The sequence below is a fragment of the Nostoc sp. ChiVER01 genome (genome assembly GCF_034531155.1).
Lineage (GTDB): Bacteria > Cyanobacteriota > Cyanobacteriia > Cyanobacteriales > Nostocaceae > Nostoc.
Map to the genome: position 1 here is coordinate 116,815 of NZ_JAVRBS010000018.1, position 19,040 is coordinate 135,854.

A 19,040-nucleotide genomic window follows, 5' to 3' on the forward strand; every position below is an offset into this window, starting at 1 on the left:
TCAATTCCTCTCGATAGGTTATCTAACATCAAGTTAATGGGAATACTAATGTCAGTAAGGAAAACCAAATTCTATTATAAGGTATGTATAGATGGTGACTATAAATTCTATCCCCATCATTCCGGGATATCAAATTAACTCTCAACTGTACGCTGGCTCCAGAACCAACGTATATCGAGCTATCCGCCTATCAGACCAACTTCCAGTTGTTATTAAACTTCTGACCTTAGAGTATCCCAGTTTTAACGAATTACTACAATTTCGCCATCAGTATACAATCAGTAAAAATCTCAATATTGCTGGAATTATTCATCCCTTATCGCTAGAAACCTATGGCAATGGCTATATTTTGGTGATGGCAGATACCGGAGAAATTTCTTTAAAAGAATACATTAAAAACTCGAATATATCCTTAGTAGAAGTTTTAAATATTGCTATTCACCTAGTCCGCATTATCTACGATTTACACGAAAGTTGCATTATTCATAAAGATATTAAACCAGCAAATATTCTGATTAATCCTCAAACAAAAAAAATTAAAATCATTGACTTTAGTATTGCTTCATTACTACCTAAAGAAACCCAAGAAATTAAAAGTCCAAATGTTTTAGAAGGAACTCTCGCCTATATTTCCCCAGAACAAACAGGCAGAATGAACCGTGGTATCGACTACCGCAGCGATTATTATTCTCTGGGTGTAACATTCTATGAAATATTAACTGGAAAGTTACCATTTAATTGTGATGACCCGATGGAATTGGTGCATTGTCATCTGGCGAGAATGCCATCGCAGCTAGAAGTCAGAAGCAAAGAAATACCAAAAGTCTTATGGGATATTGTCATGAAGTTAATGGCGAAAAACGCCGAAGATAGATATCAAAGTGCCTTGGGATTAAAGCATGATTTAGAACTTTGTTTAGCCCAACTCCAAGATACAGGAAAAATTAGAGATTTTGAAATCGGTCAGTGGGATGTCTGCGATCGCTTCCTGATCCCGGAAAAATTATATGGCAGAGAAACAGAAGTAGCTAGCTTATTACAAGCATTTGAGCGTGTGACTCACGGCACATCAGAAATCATGCTAGTAGCCGGATTTTCCGGGATTGGGAAAACTGCTGTAGTGAATGAAGTCCATAAACCAATTACCCGTCAGCAGGGTTATTTTATCAAAGGTAAGTTTGACCAATTCAATCGTAATGTTCCCTTATCCGCCTTTGTGCAAGCTTTCCGTGACTTAATAGCGCAATTGTTGTCAGAATCAGACGCACAATTGATACAGTGGCGCAATCAAATTCTTCAAGTTGTTGGAGACAATGGGCAAGTTTTGATTGAATTAATTCCAGAATTAGAACAGGTAATTGGTAAACAACCGCCTGCACCAGAACTAGCGGGAACAGCGGTACAAAATCGGTTTAATTTACTCTTTCAAAAGTTTATTGCTATCTTCACAACAAGGGAACATCCACTGGTAATGTTTCTAGACGATTTACAGTGGGCAGATTTGGCTTCGCTACAGTTAATTAAACTGCTGACGGAAAATCAAAAACATCTGCTTTTGTTAGGTGCTTATCGAGATAATGAGGTGTCAGCTACACATCCATTTATGTTGAAGGTGAAGGAACTCAAGAAAGCTGGTAAGATTGTTAATACTATTACTCTTGCCCCCCTTGACTTGAGTGATACCAATCAGTTAGTGGCTAATACTTTACATTGTACGACACAGATATCGCTGCCTCTAACAGAATTAATCAATCGCAAAACTAAAGGCAATCCCTTTTTTATCACGCAGTTTCTCAAGGCTTTATACGAAGATAAACAAATTAAATTTAATCACCAACAAGGTTATTGGGAATGCGATTTTGCTCAGGTCAATGCGCTATCTGTGACTGATGATGTGGTAGAATTTATGGCTACTCAGTTACAAAAATTACCCCAGCAAACGCAAAATGTCCTGAAGTTAGCTGCTTGTATTGGTAACTCTTTTGATTTAACGACTTTGGGAATTGTTTCACAACAGTCGCTACAGCAGGTGGCAGATACTTTGTGGAAGGCTTTACAGGAAGGATTGATTTTACCGCAAAGTCAAGTTTATAAGTTTTATCTCAGCCATGAGCAAGAAGTTAATACTAACAATATCAAAAATGTTGCTTATCGCTTTCTGCACGATCACGTCCAACAAGCTGCTTATTGTTTAATTCCCGAAGACCAAAAACAAGCTACTCATTTGGCGATCGGTCAATTATTGCACGCTAACACGCCTGCAACTCAACTAGATACATATATCTTTGAAATTGTCAATCACTTCAATATAGGCATTGATTTGATAACTGAGCCTGATAAAAAATTGGAGTTAGCACAACTGAATTTGCTGGCGGGGCGCAAAGCCAAAGCAGCGATCGCCTATAATCTTGCTGTCAAATATTGCACCCAAGGTATTGACTTACTGCCCTTCGATGCCTGGATGGAACATTACAAATTAACCCTGAATCTGCATAATGAACGTTTAGAAGCTGCCTGCCTAAATACAGACTTTGACAAGCTGGCAGGATGGGGTAACGTTGTGTTAGAATCTGCCACTTCTTTGCTTGATACTATCAAAGTCTATGAAACCCGAATGACGGCATTCCGGTCTCAAGGTCAATTTGCTAAAGTAGTTGAGACTGGGTTGCAAGTGTTGAAGTTACTCGATGTAGAATTTCCCGAACAGCCAACTATGGCTGATATTAGCGCAGCAACTCAACAGACAAGGCAACTATGGATGGGGCGCGCACCCCTAAGTTTGTTGGATTTGCCTGCAATGAGCGATCCGCATCAACTGGCAGCCATGCAAATAATGACTACACTAGTGTCCTCTGCGTACATCGGTAAACCCACACTGTTACCATTACTCACATCTAAGCAAGTGGAGATGGCTATCCAGTTTGGCAATTCATCTATTGCTATTTTTTCTTATGCAGACTACGGAGTGACTCTTTGTGGTTTGATTGGAGATATTGATGCTGGGTATGAGTTTGGACAGCTTTCATTAAAGTTACTAGAACAACACCAGATTAACGCTTTTAAAAGTAGAGCTTACTTTATTGTCAACAGCTTTATTCGACATTGGAAAGAACCATTAAATCACAGTATCCCATCTTTGTTAGACGCTTATCAGAGTGGCTTAGAAACCGGAGATTCGGTATGCATGGCGTTGAACTTAGTGTCATATAGTCAGTGTAGCTATTGGAGTGGTCGAGAATTAAATGATTTGGCTGAAGAAATGGAGACTTATCGGCAAGTCATCAGCCAAGGCAAACAAGAAGCAACGTTAAAATATCAAGAGTGTTACCAGCAAGCGATTCTCAATTTATTAGGACAAGCGGAAATTCCCTATTGTTTAGAGGGCAAAGTCTTCAGTGCCGCCCAAATCTTGCCCAGCTTACAAGCTGCTAGCAATCGCACGGGGTTATTTTATCTTCATCTCAATCAAGCTGTTCTGTGTTATTTGTTCGGAGAATACCAAGCAGCCTCACAACAAGCAGCCTTAGCAGAACAGTATAGTAATGCTGTAACTGGCTACTTCGTCGTAGCTGTCAGAGTTTTTTATGATGCTTTAATTCATCTAGCACGCTACACCGATGTTAATGCCCAAGAACAATCAGCCATTTTAGAGCGAATCAATGCCCATCAAAAAAAACTACAAACTTGGGCTACTTATGCTCCATTCAATCATCAACATCGTTGGCAACTTGTAGCAGCAGAACGCTATCGAGTGCTTGATCAATTTACTGAAGCGATGGAACATTACGATTTAGCTATTGCCCAAGCCAAAACACATGGTTATCTGCAAGATGAAGCACTCAGCAATGAACTGGCCGCTAAATTTTATCTAAGTTGGGGCAAACAGAAAGTAGCGGCAGGTTATATGCAAGAGGCATACTACTGTTACGCTCGTTGGGGCGCAAAAGCCAAAACCGAGGATTTGGAAAACCGCTATCCCGATTTACTGCGCGTTATTCTCCAGCAGAGAGTACAATCACTGCATATGCTGGAAACAATATCGAGCAGCGTTAGTCGTCAGATTTCGGTTCATAATTCCACTAATTTGGGTCGTTCTTCTAGCACCGACATCAGTACTTTTGATTTTGCTGCTATCCTCAAAGCCTCCCAAGCTATTTCCGGCACGATTCAATTGGATGAACTACTGCACAAATTAACACAGATTATTCTGCAACATTCTGGGGGCGATCGCTGTGCCTTAATCCTACCTAATACTCAAGGAAAATGGTTGGTAAGAGCCATTGCTACACCCGAAACTACAGAACTTTGTGCCGAACCTTTAGAGGGCAACCCCGACTTACCAATTAAGTTGATACAGTACGTCAAAAACACCGAAGAAATTGTGGTGATTAACGAACTCAAAACTAATTTACCTGTAATTGATGAGTATTTAAGTCAACGACAACCAAAAAGTTTGTTGTGCTTGCCAATTCTTAATCAAGGACACTTAATTGGGATTTTGTATTTAAAGAATCGCTCCACTAGTAATGTGTTTACAAGCGATCGCATCCTCATTCTCAACTTTCTTTGTACCCAAGCGGCCATTTCTCTAGAAAATGCACGTCTTTATCAATATTCACAAATTTATGCTCAACAGTTAGAACAATCTTTAGAAAAATTACGGCTTAGTGAAGCCCGCTTTCAGAAACTAGCAGATAATATTCCTGGAATGATTTATCAGATCCGAATTAAAGCCGATGGTTCAGCTTCAGTACCCTACGTCAGTTCTGGATGTCAAACTCTTTACGAAGTCCCAGCAGAAGATTTCCTGTCAGGGAAATGTAGCCTGCGTGATTTTGAACATCCCGACGATGGAGCAGAGGCCTTTCGCGCAGTTGTTGAGTCAGCACAAAATCTTACCCCATTTCAGCATGAGTGGCGCATTGTTACACCCAATGGAAATATCAAGTGGGTAAAAGCTGCTTCTCAGCCAGAACGCGGCGAGGATGGTGAAATGGTATGGGATGGAATTCTAATTGATATTAGCGAACAGCAAGCTGCACTTCGTGAACGCAAACTTGCTGAAGCTGCCATTGAGCAAAAATCTCAAGAACTAGAAAATGCTCTTCAAGAACTACAACAAGCTCAACTACAAATGATACAACAGGAAAAAATGTCTGCACTAGGTAACTTAGTTGCTGGGGTAGCTCATGAAATGAACAATCCCCTCGGCTTTATTTCGGCTAGCCTTATACAAGCTAAACCTACCTTTACTGATATCACTGAACACCTAAAACTATATCAAAAAGCTCTACCAAATCCTGAAGAAGAAATTCTCAATCATGCTGAAGAAATTGACTTAGACTATAGCTTAGAAGACCTACCAAAAATTATCGACGCAATGGTCATAGCTTCTGATCGATTAAAAAATATTAGCACCAGTTTAAGAACTTTCTCCCGTGCCGATAAAGATTATAAAGTGTCATTTAACATCAATGAAGGCATTGATAGTACAATTTTAATTCTCAAACATCGCCTTAAAGCGAGTGAGCAACGTCCAGAAATTACAGTTGTAACCGAGTATGATAATTTGCAGCCAGTTAAGTGCTTTCCTGGGCAGTTAAATCAGGTATTTATGAATATTCTAGCTAATGCAATTGATGCTTTAAATGAGTCAAGTATAGGCAGAAGTTTTGAGTATCTAAAACTAAATCCTCACAAAATTATAGTAAGAACTGTCATTGAAAATCATCATTTAAAAATATCAATTGCTGATAATGGTACAGGAATAAGTGAAGATGTCAAAGCACGCATATTTGACCATTTATTTACTACAAAAGGAGTAGGTAAAGGCACAGGATTAGGACTAGCGATCGCGCGGCAAATTGTGGAAGAAGTACATTTGGGCAAAATTGAAGTTAATTCTGTTTTAGGAGAAGGGACAGAATTTGTAATTTATATTCCCATTACTGAGTAGATATAACACAATTAACACAATTAATTAATAGGATTTTGGCAAATATCTGTGACTGTATTTTATTATTAAAGTATGTTTTAAAAGGCGAAACCAGTCAAAAATTATGCCAATCGTCTGACCATAATACGAATCATGGCGATATAGATGAATGTCTCTGAAGTTTCAGGAAGGTGGACATTTCATTTAAAACCACCTACCTCGCCACTACCCTACCACTGTTGTAGCGATCGCTGTGGGATGGGTATGCCATCATCACCAAACCCTGCTCATGATAACTGGATAGAAAATGAGGGATTCACCTTTGGGTAGATTTAGAGGGAATGATTAAAACTGTATATTTGGATGGGGTAACACATAATTTGCCACAACACCTCATGCCAAATCAGTAATTTCTATATCAACAGATGAAATATTGATTGAATTCTAGTTAATTTGTTCCTTAAGTTCCTCATAAGCCATGACATCCCCTGAGCCTCAAACTGATTTTGGAGAAAAAGCTCCACAAACCTCATTTGAGCCACCTTCTGGAAAACGGCGGTGGCTTTGGGTTTTAGCTGCATTACTATTGTTAGGGGGCGGAGCAGCTCTAGTTTGGCGTCCGCAAAATTCAGCACCTTCAACTACTAATGCTCAACCTCAAGGGGTAAGAGTCAAAATATCGACAGTACAAAGTGGCATTATTGAGGAAAGCTCAGATTTTATTGCTAGCTTAAAATCCCAGCGCTCAGTCATACTCCAGCCAAAGATTCAGGGTCAAGTTACTCAGATATTTGTCAAATCGGGAGATCCAGTCGCCCAAGGAGCGACAATTCTGCAAGTAGATTCTACATCACAAGCAGGTGTAAGTGGAAGCAATGCTGTGGCTCAAGGATTTTTAGTGCAACTGGAGAATGCCCGCGCTACACTCAAATCTCTGGAAGCACAACGACCATCCTACGTTGCAAATGTGCAATTTTACCAGCAAAATTACGAAAAGTTTGTCGCCCTAGCCCAGGAAGGAGCCGTGTCTCGACAAACTCGCAATCAGTTTGCCGATCGCCTCGCTAATGCTAAAACTAATCTTGATGCAATTGATTCTAGAATTCAAGCACAACGAGCCAACATATTACAGGCTGAAAGAACTTTGCAGCAAGCTAATGTAAATATTCCACAACAAGGGAACATCCAATCCGATAAAATTACCGCCCCCTTTAGTGGCACAGTTGGCAAAATCGCTGTGAAAGTAGGTGATTTAGTTAATACTTCTACACAATTAGTTAATATCGCGCAAAATCGACCTTTAGAAGTCAACATCTCTGTGCCATTACAGCAAGGGCCTCAATTGCGTAAGGGAATGCCAGTGGAGGTTATGAACACACAAGGTCAAAAACTTGGTAGAAGTAGGGTATTTTTCATTGCACCTACTGCTAGCAATGAAACCCAAGGAATACTGATAAAAGCCCTTTTTGATAACCCTAATGGTCAGTTACATGCAGATCAATTGGTAAGGGCTAGAGTGTTTTGGAATCAGCGCCCCGGAATTTTAATCCCCACAACAGCAATGACTCGTGTAGGTGGAGACACTTTTGTTTATGTAGTTGAAACAGAAACATCTCCCCAAGGTGTATCTCAACAAGTAGCTCGGCAAAGGCGAGTGAAGCTAGGCGAAATCAAAGATAATAATTACCAAGTTATTGAAGGTTTACAGCCAGAAGATAAAGTTATTATTTCAGGTTTGCTCAATCTTAGGGATGGTGTTGCGATCGTTCCAGAAACTTAATTAAGGGGAGTGGCAAAGAAGTCCTCAATCTTGTCTTTTACCAATCCCCACCCAAGAGCGTTAACTATAGCGATCGCTCTTACCCTGTGGGTACTCCGTTAGAGAACTCGTAGAGTAGCCCCTATAGGTCTATGAAAGTTTAAGATATAACTCGTTTTGTCAATAGTAATTACGCTGTAAATTATCCATGCTATTGAGTATTTAATTAAGCTTTATACTAAATTTTAAGGCAAGGATGAACGATGCTTTTAAATATGCGTAGGCGTAGCCAGACTTGTCTATGAGACGCTATGGAAACGGCATCACAGGCTGAAAATTTGCGTTTCTGACCTCGGAATGAATGTTAAGCACCATTACTTATTGACAAATGGTTAATTACCTTAACCTGTCAGCAATGAGTGAAAGTAAGCAATTACTTGATTGCATAACGGAGGTAAACAATTATGTTAGTGAAAATCATCCAATCTAATTGGGGTTTAGTTTTAACTTGTTTACTCGGACAAATAATGTTGTTTGCTGCGCCAGTACAAGCTGGAGTAGAGGGCAAAAGCTACGATGTGAATGTTCAGTCGAGTCTAGGAGATAATTTTACTACTTGTTTTGAATTTAACGCCAATGGTAGCAGCCTACGCTTTAGTGGACTAGATGCTACTTATAGTCGTACAAATCTAGGTCAGGATCGGAGAAATTGGCAAGCAGTCACAAATCCACCTTCAGACCAAAATATCGCACTTAACGGTGAAGTAACAGGAGATTTTGTTTCAGATCGGAGGATAAGTGGTAATGCTATCAATTCCAACGGCACTACTTTTACATTTAATGGAACACGCTTATCTGGGACAACATGTCCGCAGTTTAGTACGATTCAAGGGGAAGGTGTAGAAAATCCCTTCTTCAGATAATTTTAATCTAGGCAGATTTAATAAACCAGATGAGCTTTTGGTTAACGAAGACAAATAATTTATCAAAGATGTTTGTAGCCTATGGTCAAGACAATACCTGCGTCATTAGCACTTAAATTCTGTCAAGTTCGGTAGGGCGTAGTTTACCGCCATAAGTATCGCGTTTACATCAAAGAACACTCAGGCATTCAACAATATTCGCCAAGCCGCATCAAACCTTAATCTGCCGCCAAGAAGGGACGTATCCTTACCTCTTGTAAAGTATTTTCATTTCTCCCGCCTGACGTTTACTTGAAGTCGCTGGCGGGATTTTGCCTTGAATGAAGTTGGCATTTTACAACGCGATCGCTAAATTTAACCTTCTGCCTCCTGCCTTCGTTAATATTTCAGGGTTGCTCAATCTCAGGGATGGTGTTGCCATCGCTCCAGAATATTAAAGATGGATGCTAAATTGTAGTATGTTACTGCCAAGCATACTACCAAATACCTACCACCAATCCCCATGTTTGTTGATTTCTTTATTAAGAGACCTGTATTTGCAAGTGTTTGCTCCATTATCATTTTGTTGGTAGGAGCCATTAGTATCCCGACACTACCGACAGATCAATATCCAGAGATCAGCCCAACTCAAATTAATGTTACAGCTAACTATGTTGGTGCTAATGCTGAAATCGTAGAAAATACCGTCACGACTATCTTAGAGCGGCAAATTAATGGCGTTGAAGGCATGAAGTACATGACTTCAAACAGCAGTAATAATGGCAATAGTACGATTACAGTTACATTTGATGCATCGCGCAATAAAGATATTGCAGCAGTTGATGTGCAAAATCGGGTGTCGATCGCTCAACCGCTCTTACCAGAAGCTGTACAGCAAACTGGAGTCACTGTCACTAAGCAGTCTAACAACATTCTCTTAGCGATCGGGCTGTACTCAGATAATAAAGAATACGACAACGTTTTTTTAAGTAACTATGCCGACCTCTACATAGTAGATGCCCTCAAAAGAATCAAAGGTGTAGGTGAGGTGCAGATTTTTGGTGAACGCCGCTATGCGATGCGCTTGTGGCTCAACCCCAGTAGCCTTGCTAGTCGTAACCTCACCCCCCAAGATGTGATCGATGCACTCAATGAGCAAAATTTACAGGTGGGGGCTGGGCAAATTGGGCAGCAGCCAACATTACCAGATCAGATGTATCAAATAGATTTGCAAGCTATTGGCAGACTAAGTGGGGCAACAGAATTTGCCGACATGGTGCTCAAGACATCTGAGGATGGCACGCTGGTAAAGTTGAGAGATGTGGGTCGGGCGGAATTGGGAGCAGAAAATTACAGTACTTTTCTGCGATTTAGAGGCAACGAGGGTGTGGGACTAGGGATATTTCCCAGCCCTGGAAGTAACGCTTTAGACGTTGCTAAGGCAGTAAAAACCGAAATGCTGCGGCTAGAGCAAAGTTTTCCCCCAGGACTGAAATATCAGGTGGCGTTTGATACAACACTTTTTGTGGAAGCGTCGCTAGCAGAAGTAGTTAAGACTTTGATAGAAGCGATCGCTCTTGTAGTTTTAGTAATTTATATCTTTTTACAGGATTGGCGGACTACGCTGATTCCGGTGATTGTCATTCCCTTAACCTTGATTGGTACTTTTGCCTTTATCAAGGTTTTTGGATTTTCGATCAACACCCTGACCATGTTTGGTTTAACTTTGGCAACGGGATTGGTGGTTGATGACGCAATTATCGTCGTCGAGAATATCTCTCGGTTAATTGAGAATGAGCAGATGTCGCCCCGCCAAGCTGCCTCTGAGTCAATGCGAGAGCTGTTTGGAGCAGTGATTGCCACATCTCTAGTGTTAATGGCTGTATTTGTACCCGTGGCATTCTTCCCAGGAGCTACGGGACAGATATATAAGCAATTTGCGCTGACCATTGCTTTTTCAATGGCGATTTCTACCTTTCTGGCCATTACCTTAACTCCTTCCCTCTCAGCCTTGCTGCTGCGCCAGGGACAAAGACCAGGCGGTTGGTTAGGCTGGATTTTTGAGCGGGTTAACAGGTTTATTGATTGGACACGCAGGAAGTATGAACGCATACTCAATGGTTTGACACGGATAAAAGCGATCGTAGTGGGGATATTTATATTGTCCTTGGGGGTAACGGGCTGGCTTTACATCAACGTACCTACAGCGTTTATCCCTGATGACGACCAAGGTTATTTCATCACCATTATCCAAGGGCCAGAGGGAGTTTCACTCAACTACACTAGCGAAGTCATGGCTAAGGTAGAAAAAGAAATCCTCAAATTGCCAGAAGTCACAGGTACTTTTGCGATCGGTGGCTTTGGTTTTAGCGGTAACTCTGCCAATAGTGGTGCGATCTTTTCCACTCTCCAGCCTTGGGACAAGCGTCACGAACCGGGACAGTCAGCACAGGCAATCATTGGTAAGTTGAGTGGAGTGTTTGGGGGAATTTCTGAAGCGAGAATTTTCGCGGTGAATCCACCATCTATTCAGGGTTTAGGCAGTTTCGGCGGTTTCCAATTTGAGCTACAAGACAGAACGGGGAACAGTGGTTTAAATAACTTAGTGCAAGTTATGGGTCAGTTACTCCAACGCGGTAATCAGACGCCAGGATTGCAAGCTGTGTTTAGCACTTTTAGCGCAAATACACCGCAGATGTTAATTGAAGTAGACCGTAACAAAGCTAAATCCCTGCAAGTTGGAGTAAACGATATCTTTAATACCCTACAGTCTTACTTAGGTTCGCGGTATGTCAATGACTTTAATTTGCTCCAACGAACTTATCGAGTGTATGTTCAAGCAGACGCTCAGTTTCGCTCTAATCCTGCGGATATCGGTAAATTATACGTGCGTTCTGCTAATAATCAGATGGTTCCCCTGAGCAATCTTGTGAAAATTACTTCTGCCACTGGGGCGCAAACGATTAATCACTACAACTTGTTCCGCTCCATTGAAATCAACGGTTCCGCCGCTCCTGGTTATAGTTCTGGTGAAGCAACAGTCGCAATGGAGAAATTAGCAAAGCAGGTTTTGCCAGCAAGTATGGGCTATGAATGGTCAGGGATCGTTGCCGAAGAAAAACAGTCTGGCGGTCTAGCGCCCGTAATTTTTGGATTGGGACTTGTCTTTGTCTTTTTGGTGCTGGCTGCTCAGTATGAGAACTATGTTGACCCACTAATTATTATGCTGTCAGTTCCCCTAGCTATTTTGGGTGCGTTGTCGGCGCAGATGTCGCGGGGTTTAGCTAACGATGTATTTTGCCAGGTTGGTTTAGTAATGCTGATTGGTCTGGCAAGTAAAAACGCCATTCTGATTGTGGAATTTGCCAATCAACTGCAAGAGCGGGGTCTTTCAATTACTAAAGCAGCAGTGCAAGCATCACAAGAACGTTTGCGACCGATTCTGATGACTTCCTTCGCTTTTATCTTGGGTATTTGGCCATTGGTAAATCCCGAAGGAGCAGGAGCAGCTAGCAGAAAATCTCTTGGTACTGCCATCGCTGGTGGTACAATTGTCTCTACTTTCTTGACTCTGTTTTTTGTACCAATTTTATATATCGTAATTGGCAAAATTCGCGATCGTTTGAGTCCACGTCGTCAGCCTCATGAGCTAGATGTTAGTCAAAATAGCAAAGTTCCTTCTACCAGCCGTCGGTAAGGAGTTCGGAGTTAGGGCAGGGGGGAGAAACTAGTTGTGTTGAGTCCGGAAATTGGGATAATTTATTTTTTGGAGTTCCCTTAATAACTGAAACAACAACAGGTGAATTTATGGCATCAATAGCCGGTAAAGTTGCAATTATCACTGGTGCATCGCGGGGAATTGGACGAGCGATCGCACTAAAATTAGCTGGTAACGGCGCATCTATTGTCGTTAACTATGCAGGTAATGCAGGCAAAGCACAAGAAGTTGTTGCAGAAATTGAAAAATTGGGAGTAGAGGCAGTTGCTATACAAGCTGATGTTAGCAAAGTAGCCGACATCCAACGGTTATTTGAGCAAACACTTGAGCGCTTCGGTAAAGTGGATATTTTGGTTAACAACGCCGGAATCGCCTTCTATAAACCAATTACTCAGGTGAGTGAAGAAGATTTTGACGCGATTTTTGCTATTAACGTCAAAGGTACTTATTTTGCTTGTCAACAAGCCGCGCAACACATGGCAGAAGGAGGACGGATTATCAACTTTTCTTCATCAACTACGGCGATGATGTTGCCAACTTATAGTGCCTATGTCGGAACCAAGGGTGCTGTTGAACAAATCACGCGGGTACTAGCTAAAGAATTAGGTGCAAAAGCGATCGCAGTTAATGTTATTTCTCCTGGCCCCACCGATACAGAACTATTTCGAGAAGGCAAAACACAAGAACAGATAGACCGTTTAGCCCAAATGGCTGCGTTTGGCAAACTGGGAGATGTGCAAGAAATCGCTGACGTAGTAGCATTTCTGGCTAGCGACGAAGCTAGGTGGATCACTGGGCAAAATATTCGTGTAAACGGTGGAATCGCATGAGATAATCAAAGCTCTTCTCATGAACGCCATATTCTCCGTTTCAAAACCTCAGCCAATAACTTGAGCCTTGCTAGAGAGACAGTCCAGTAGAGTTTATTGACAAATAAACATAATTATGTATTACCCGTAGATTGGATTCGGAAGTTGCATTTGAGCCAAAACATGGAGATTGTGTACAGCAGCCATATCTACTTGTCAACTACTTTTCCTGAACTGCCTCTATAGCACGGCTAACTCCAAAATTCATCTAGGTTCACGTCTGCCATCTCTTGCTGCACCTCCTGAAAATAGCTGCTTTGAGTCAGCATTGCTACTTCTTTTTCGCGTTTCTTATGGTCAATTTCAATCTTTAATTCCTCTAATTGCCGTCTCAATTCATCTTCTCGGCGTTTGCGCTCGCTGATATTCTGTACAATACCCTCGTAGTACAACACCTTCCCTTGACTAGTTGTTACCGCCCGAGCATCAATTTGTGTCCAGATAATACTACTATCTTTGCAGTAAGAACGGTACTCAAAATTCTTTGCAGTGCCTTGTGTTTTTAGTAGTTCTTTAAATTCAGTGCGTTTGTCTCGCTCAACATAAAGCTGCTCACTAATGTTCGTGATGCTCTCTATCATCTCAGCAGGTGAGTTATAACCATAAATCTTTGCCAGTGCCGGATTGACATTGATAAATCGTCCTTCTGGTGAGGATTGGAAGATACCTTCGAGGGCGTTTTCAAAGATGCTGCGGTAGTTTTCTTCGGCAATACGTAATTCTTCATTTTTGGCTTCCAAACTTTCAAAGGAGTTTTTCAATTGTCCTGCCATGCCATTAAAAGAATCTGCCAAAGTATCAATTTCAATAATCGGGCTAGGTGCAATTTGCTGATTGAGGTTGCCCTGAGCCAGTTCATTAGATGCCTGAGAAACGCGCAGAATCGGATGAGTTATCCAACGTGAAGTATACATACCAAGCGCGATCGCTACAGCCAATGCTGCTAAACATAGTAAAATAGTATTTTGGGTATTGGTATTGATTTGTGCCATGAAATCATTTTCAGGAACAATCACCACTGCTAACCAATCAATTCCTCGCCCATCTCGAATCGGCACTACTTCAATGTAATACCGTTCTCCATGCACAAAAAGTTTTAAATTCTGTCGCTTATTGATGTTATTAAAACCACCAAACTGATTTTGCAAAGATTGGGTGATTCCTTGAACTATAGCATTGCTACTCTTAATCGCTGGAAGCCGCTCTATCTCTTTATTATCGCCTTTAACCACAATCTTAAAAGGCTGGGAAACTGTCGAGCTTGCAATCAAATCACCCGATCTCTCAATAATAAAAGTTTGTCCATTTGGGCTGATGTACAAATCTTTCAGAAAATCTGAAATCAGTACTAACCGCATATTGATAGATAGAACCCCTAGCAGCTTTCCATTTGAGTCATAAACTGGTTTTACCGGAGAAATTTCTAAGGAATTGTTATGGCGAGAAAATGATGCATAAATTTTGCTCCAAGTAGACTTACCTGTTGCTTTCGCCGCCTCATACCAGGGACGGGGACGAGGATCGTACTTTAATAATTTTAGGAGTTTTTGTGGTTGTACCTGCTCATTTAATAAATAGGTTTTACGGTTTGGTGCTGATGCCTCTGTCCGAATTTTGAGTTGAACTGTGCCATCTTCCATTTGCTCAACACCAATAAACTCCCCTTGCTCGTTGCCATAGTAGAAATAGTCGATCAACCTTTGCTGATGAACAATTTGCCAAAGATAACGTCCCAATGCTTCAAAATCCTGCGGATTTAAATTGCTACTTTGAATGGCTGAGTAGGTTGCATCAATGAGATGATGGGGTTCTTCGAGGTAGTTTAAAACCCCCTGTTCAATCCGCTTACCAATCTCGCTGTTCAACTGGTTGGCTAAATTATCAACCGATCGCTGTCCATTACGGAGGGAGAGATAGCCTATCAGTCCAACGGCAATTACAATTTGCAGCACAAAAGGTACTACCAAGGTGATACGAAGAGGAAATTTACGGGGTGTTTTCTCAATAGCTTTACCAATCATTAATGCCGTCTCCTCCTACCAGCCATTGTTGTAAATCTCGCTCTGGCTTGGCAACGTTAAATAGATGTAAGCCAAAATCTTTAGATAGGTATTCACACACCTTAATGCCTCGTATACTGTTTCCCTTGGCATCTAAAGGTGGGGAGAACGTACCAATGCCTAACTTGCCAGGAACGACTGCTGTAATCCCGCCACCTACTCCGCTCTTAGCAGGTATCCCCACTCGATACGCCCACTCGCCCGACGCATCGTACATTCCACAGGTAAGCATGATGCTAATCACATCCTGAACATAGCGCTCATCGATTGCCCTTTCCTTCGTAACTGGGTTGATACCCCCATTTGCCAGTGTTGCCGCCAGCATTGCTAAATCTTTAGCGTTAACTAAAATCGAACATTGCTGAAAATAGAGATCCAGTGTTTCGTCAATCTTGTCGCTGATCATGCCAAAGTTCAGCATTAGGTAAGCCATTGCTCGGTTGCGGTAGCCAGTCGATTTCTCCGACAAAAAAACGGGTACATTGATGTCGTGTTCCCTTCCGGTATAGAGTCTGAACATTTCCAGTAGTCGTTTCAAGCGTTCCGTGCTGTTTTTGCCTTTGATCAGATCCGCAGTGGCGATCGCCCCTGCATTCACCATCGGGTTATAGGGACGGTTGGTAGCCTCGTCTAACACAATCGAGTTAAATGCTTCCCCTGTAGGTTCAACACTGACTTTGCTATTTACATACTCGCGTCCATGATCCTCTAATGCCAAGCCAAACACAAACGCCTTTGAAATGGACTGAATTGTGAATAGTTGTTGACATTCTCCCACCTCAAACACCTGTCCATCGGCAGTGACGACACAAATGCCAAACCACTCTGGTTTTGCCAGTGCTAATTCGGGAATGTAGTCAGCAACCTTGCCCTCGTTTAGCGATCGATATTTTTCGTACAGATCGTTCAAATAATTCCGAAAGGGCGACGTAACTGCACTAATGGAACTGGCAAGGGACTGCATATCTCCTAAATTTGGCATTGTGCTTACCCCTCTATAATTTGCTGTGCTACTTTGCGAAACTCCTGACTCACTGAGTGTTCTGGATATTTCACGCAAAACACTCCTTCACTGGCAAGCTGTACCATATCTTCCGACAAAGAAAACATACCAGCAACAGTTTCACCGTAGGTTTCCTCAACTTTTTGCTTCAGTGCCTCTAAATTGAGTTTGCTGTGTGCCTTGTTGATTGCCAACAGCATTTTTCGGACTTTCAGTTGCCGCGCCACATCCACGGTGATCGCAGTACCTTGGTAATCTTGCTTGTCGGGGCGCAAAATCAGGATCAGCACATGGGAGATGGCGATCGAGAGAAATGTCTCTTTCGACAAACCAGGATGGGTATCAATAAATAAATAATCAAGCTTGAGTGCTTTTACCAAGCTACGAAATCCATCATTCAGCAGCTTGACATCATAGCCGTCCTTCAAAATTCTGGCGATTTCATCTGCTTTGACACTGGAAGGCACCAAAAACAGCTTGCCTGGAATATCTACATCAATGTTGACACTGACATCGTAGGCAGCTTCTTCGATCGAACTTTCACCCCACAAATAGTTATTCAGGGTTTTGCCTATCTGCTCTGACTCTAGACAGAATAAATTGTGTATGCCAGGAGAAGGTATATCGGTATCAACTACGCCAACGCGGTTGCCCAGTGAAGCTACTGTGGTTGCTAGGTTGGCAGTAAAGTTAGATTTACCCGTACCGCCTCGATAGGAATGAATTGAAACAACTTTAGGCATTGGTTATGAAACTATTAATTTTAATTGGTTATACCACCATTTGCGATGTCACCAGTGGCAGAATATATAATTTGTCAGTTGCAAAACTTTTCGGTTTTATAATTGTCTAAGTAGGGGAACACAGCCGTGTTACCCTACTAAGAAAACGGATTGCAATATTTGGGCTGAAAAAGTTTGTATAAACCGTTTCTATTTTATACAAATAACGGCTCATATTATCCGGTTGTAGAGTCTGTGTTCTTGCACTAAATTACTTCGCAGGCATCCAAAATTATGGATTTGTCCAACTTTACTACACTCCAAAACTTAGAAGCTGCTTTCGGTGGTGAATCGATGGCAAATCGCAAGTATCTGTTTTTTGCTGAGGTGGCGCGTCAACTTGGGTTTACAGACTTGGCGAAACTTTTTAAAGAAACAGCAGAACAAGAAACCGAACACGCTTTTGCACATTTTAAGTTGCTGCATCCAGAACTTGTGGTAGAAGATTCGGCTGCTTTAACTGATGAACAAAAGCGCGAAATTGTATCTCGCTGTTTATCTTTGGCAATTGAAGGGGAGACTTACGAATATACCACAATGTATCCAGAGTTTGCCGCAGATGCTCAACGCGATCGCGACAATCCTGCGGCTGAAGAATTTCTCAAACAAGTTAAAGAATCTACCGATCATGCCAACACGTTTCGGGAAGCTGCACACCGTTTTGGCTTGTTAAAATCTATCGAAAATTACCACGCCGATCGCTACGCTGAAGCTTTAGAAGTATTAAATGGAGGACAAACAGCAACCAGAGTTGCAGGTGAAGATCCTAAAACTCGCAAATGGATTTGTAAACAATGCAGCATGATTTACGATCCGGTTGCTGGCGATCCTGATTCAGGAATTGCACCTGGTACACCTTTTGAAGAAATTCCCGATGACTGGGAATGTCCGATTTGCGGTGCTAGCAAAAAAACTTTTAAACCATTTGAGGAAAAAGTTGCAGCTTAAGGCGACAATCAATTAGGCACTCTTTTTTGCACATAAACGCGAAGCATCTTTTAAGACGCTTCGCGTTCTTTATTATTTATCCACTAAGGTAAAATCATGAATTTACCAGAAGATAACAGCCAATTTCAACAGCAAAGACCAATTTATTTAGAGTTAAATTTTCAGATTATTTGTGCAGTTGCATTGATTGCTGTTATCGGAGTTTCTAGCGTGACTCCGGCTTTTCCCAAGTTAGCCAAAGATTTAAATATCTCTGCTTAATTGGGTGGGGGTTTTAGTTTAGATAAAGGACAAGAAAGGGTAGGTTTGTTTTTGCTAGTCGATGCAATGGCATTGTCAGCCGATGCAATGGCATATTGAACAAATACGTTTAGGGAGTGATAGTGTTTTCAATGCGACGGTCGGGGATGAGCCACATAACTGCAACCAGAACGTATAGTATACAGGCAAGCCATGAGCTTACAAAGGCAAGGGGAATTGCTACTGCATACAACATCATCGATATTTTTCCTTTAAAATCTCGACCCACTGCGATCGCTAATGTCGAATCGCTGCCATGATAAGAAACTAGGGTGCGGGTAAGAATGAAGTAAGCGATCGAAGACAACAACAACACCACACCATAAAGTGCTACTGGCATAGCAGCAAAGCTATTCTCACCCATCCAGCCAGTGACGAAGGGGATTAGCGATAACCAAAACAGCAGGTGCAGATTAGCCCAAAGGATACGCCCATTAACGTGTCGGACTGCTTGTAAGAGATGATGGTGATTGTTCCAGTAGATGCCAAGAAAGATAAAACTCAGCACATAGCTGAGAAATACCGGAATCAGGGGACGCAGCGCCGCTAAATCGAACCCATGTGGCACTTTGATTTCCAGCACCATAATGGTGATGATGATGGCAATCACCCCATCGCTGAATGCTTCTAACCTCCCTTTCCCCATGTACGCATTCCTTTTTGATTTACTTGAAAGTAAGTTGTGACACTCTGCACTTTATCGTATCAAGTAGCCGCCGTTGATGAAAATTGTCTACGGGTGATTTTTGATATGCTATGGTTAC

Annotated in this window: 12 protein-coding genes; 8 read left to right on the plus strand and 4 right to left on the minus strand. The window is 41.7% G+C overall.

The annotated features are described in order from the left end of the window. Positions 1-91: 91 nt before the first annotated feature. The 6 genes from RMY00_RS22580 (at position 92) to RMY00_RS22605 (ending at position 13,144) form a co-directional block, all read left to right on the plus strand. Positions 92-5,956, plus strand: a complete 5,865-nt coding sequence (locus RMY00_RS22580; protein ID WP_322649676.1) for an AAA family ATPase — start codon at positions 92-94, stop codon at positions 5,954-5,956. Between the two features lie 144 nt (positions 5,957-6,100). After that, complete coding sequence (locus tag RMY00_RS22585; protein WP_322649677.1) at positions 6,101-6,265, plus strand: hypothetical protein; 165 nt, start codon at positions 6,101-6,103, stop codon at positions 6,263-6,265. Positions 6,266-6,413: 148 nt separating this feature from the next. Then, positions 6,414-7,715: an efflux RND transporter periplasmic adaptor subunit gene (locus tag RMY00_RS22590; protein WP_322649678.1), complete on the plus strand. Its 1,302-nt coding sequence runs from the start codon at positions 6,414-6,416 to the stop codon at positions 7,713-7,715. Positions 7,716-8,158: 443 nt separating this feature from the next. After that, a complete protein-coding gene (locus tag RMY00_RS22595) occupies positions 8,159-8,617 on the plus strand; it encodes a hypothetical protein (RefSeq protein WP_322649679.1) in 459 nt (152 codons plus the stop codon). A gap of 502 nt (positions 8,618-9,119) precedes the next feature. Further along, on the plus strand, positions 9,120-12,293 hold the full coding sequence (locus RMY00_RS22600; protein WP_322649680.1) for an efflux RND transporter permease subunit: 3,174 nt from the start codon (positions 9,120-9,122) through the stop codon (positions 12,291-12,293). Positions 12,294-12,403: 110 nt separating this feature from the next. Then, positions 12,404-13,144, plus strand: a complete 741-nt coding sequence (locus RMY00_RS22605) for an SDR family oxidoreductase (RefSeq protein WP_322649681.1) — start codon at positions 12,404-12,406, stop codon at positions 13,142-13,144. A gap of 230 nt (positions 13,145-13,374) precedes the next feature. Here RMY00_RS22605 and RMY00_RS22610 read toward each other — a convergent pair whose 3' ends face one another. From RMY00_RS22610 to RMY00_RS22620, 3 genes are read right to left on the minus strand one after another with little or no spacing between them, the layout of a single operon-like run. Then, on the minus strand, positions 13,375-15,204 hold the full coding sequence (locus tag RMY00_RS22610; RefSeq protein WP_322649682.1) for a PAS domain S-box protein: 1,830 nt from the start codon (positions 15,202-15,204) through the stop codon (positions 13,375-13,377). Continuing rightward, the gene (glsA, locus tag RMY00_RS22615) at positions 15,194-16,225 is read right to left on the minus strand and encodes a glutaminase A (protein ID WP_416212091.1); all 1,032 of its coding nucleotides are present in this window, start codon (positions 16,223-16,225) and stop codon (positions 15,194-15,196) included. The genes RMY00_RS22610 and glsA overlap by 11 nt, the downstream gene beginning before the upstream one ends. A gap of 5 nt (positions 16,226-16,230) precedes the next feature. Further along, on the minus strand, positions 16,231-16,989 hold the full coding sequence (locus RMY00_RS22620; protein ID WP_322649683.1) for a MinD/ParA family protein: 759 nt from the start codon (positions 16,987-16,989) through the stop codon (positions 16,231-16,233). Between the two features lie 273 nt (positions 16,990-17,262). Here RMY00_RS22620 and RMY00_RS22625 point away from each other — a divergent pair, with 273 nt between their 5' ends. Continuing rightward, positions 17,263-17,976 (plus strand): rubrerythrin family protein, encoded by a 714-nt coding sequence (locus RMY00_RS22625; RefSeq protein ID WP_322649684.1) that lies wholly within the window; start codon positions 17,263-17,265, stop codon positions 17,974-17,976. Positions 17,977-18,072: 96 nt separating this feature from the next. Further along, positions 18,073-18,237: a hypothetical protein gene (locus RMY00_RS22630; RefSeq protein WP_322649685.1), complete on the plus strand. Its 165-nt coding sequence runs from the start codon at positions 18,073-18,075 to the stop codon at positions 18,235-18,237. Positions 18,238-18,346: 109 nt separating this feature from the next. Here the strand turns inward: RMY00_RS22630 and RMY00_RS22635 are convergent, their stop codons facing one another. After that, entirely contained in the window at positions 18,347-18,922 is a 576-nt protein-coding gene (locus tag RMY00_RS22635) for a TMEM175 family protein (protein ID WP_322649686.1), read from the minus strand. Positions 18,923-19,040 lie beyond the last annotated feature (118 nt).

What these genes read in the sequence shown, in the direction of transcription:
- RMY00_RS22580 (WP_322649676.1), top strand. Translation starts at nt 92, where the DNA reads ATGGTGACTATAAATTCTATCCCCATCATTCCGGGATATCAAATTAAC.
- RMY00_RS22585 (WP_322649677.1), top strand. Translation starts at nt 6,101, where the DNA reads ATGAATGTCTCTGAAGTTTCAGGAAGGTGGACATTTCATTTAAAACCA.
- RMY00_RS22590 (WP_322649678.1), top strand. Translation starts at nt 6,414, where the DNA reads ATGACATCCCCTGAGCCTCAAACTGATTTTGGAGAAAAAGCTCCACAA.
- RMY00_RS22595 (WP_322649679.1), top strand. Translation starts at nt 8,159, where the DNA reads ATGTTAGTGAAAATCATCCAATCTAATTGGGGTTTAGTTTTAACTTGT.
- RMY00_RS22600 (WP_322649680.1), top strand. Translation starts at nt 9,120, where the DNA reads ATGTTTGTTGATTTCTTTATTAAGAGACCTGTATTTGCAAGTGTTTGC.
- RMY00_RS22605 (WP_322649681.1), top strand. Translation starts at nt 12,404, where the DNA reads ATGGCATCAATAGCCGGTAAAGTTGCAATTATCACTGGTGCATCGCGG.
- RMY00_RS22610 (WP_322649682.1), bottom strand. Translation starts at nt 15,204, where the DNA reads ATGATTGGTAAAGCTATTGAGAAAACACCCCGTAAATTTCCTCTTCGT.
- glsA (WP_416212091.1), bottom strand. Translation starts at nt 16,225, where the DNA reads ATGCCAAATTTAGGAGATATGCAGTCCCTTGCCAGTTCCATTAGTGCA.
- RMY00_RS22620 (WP_322649683.1), bottom strand. Translation starts at nt 16,989, where the DNA reads ATGCCTAAAGTTGTTTCAATTCATTCCTATCGAGGCGGTACGGGTAAA.
- RMY00_RS22625 (WP_322649684.1), top strand. Translation starts at nt 17,263, where the DNA reads ATGGATTTGTCCAACTTTACTACACTCCAAAACTTAGAAGCTGCTTTC.
- RMY00_RS22630 (WP_322649685.1), top strand. Translation starts at nt 18,073, where the DNA reads ATGAATTTACCAGAAGATAACAGCCAATTTCAACAGCAAAGACCAATT.
- RMY00_RS22635 (WP_322649686.1), bottom strand. Translation starts at nt 18,922, where the DNA reads ATGGGGAAAGGGAGGTTAGAAGCATTCAGCGATGGGGTGATTGCCATC.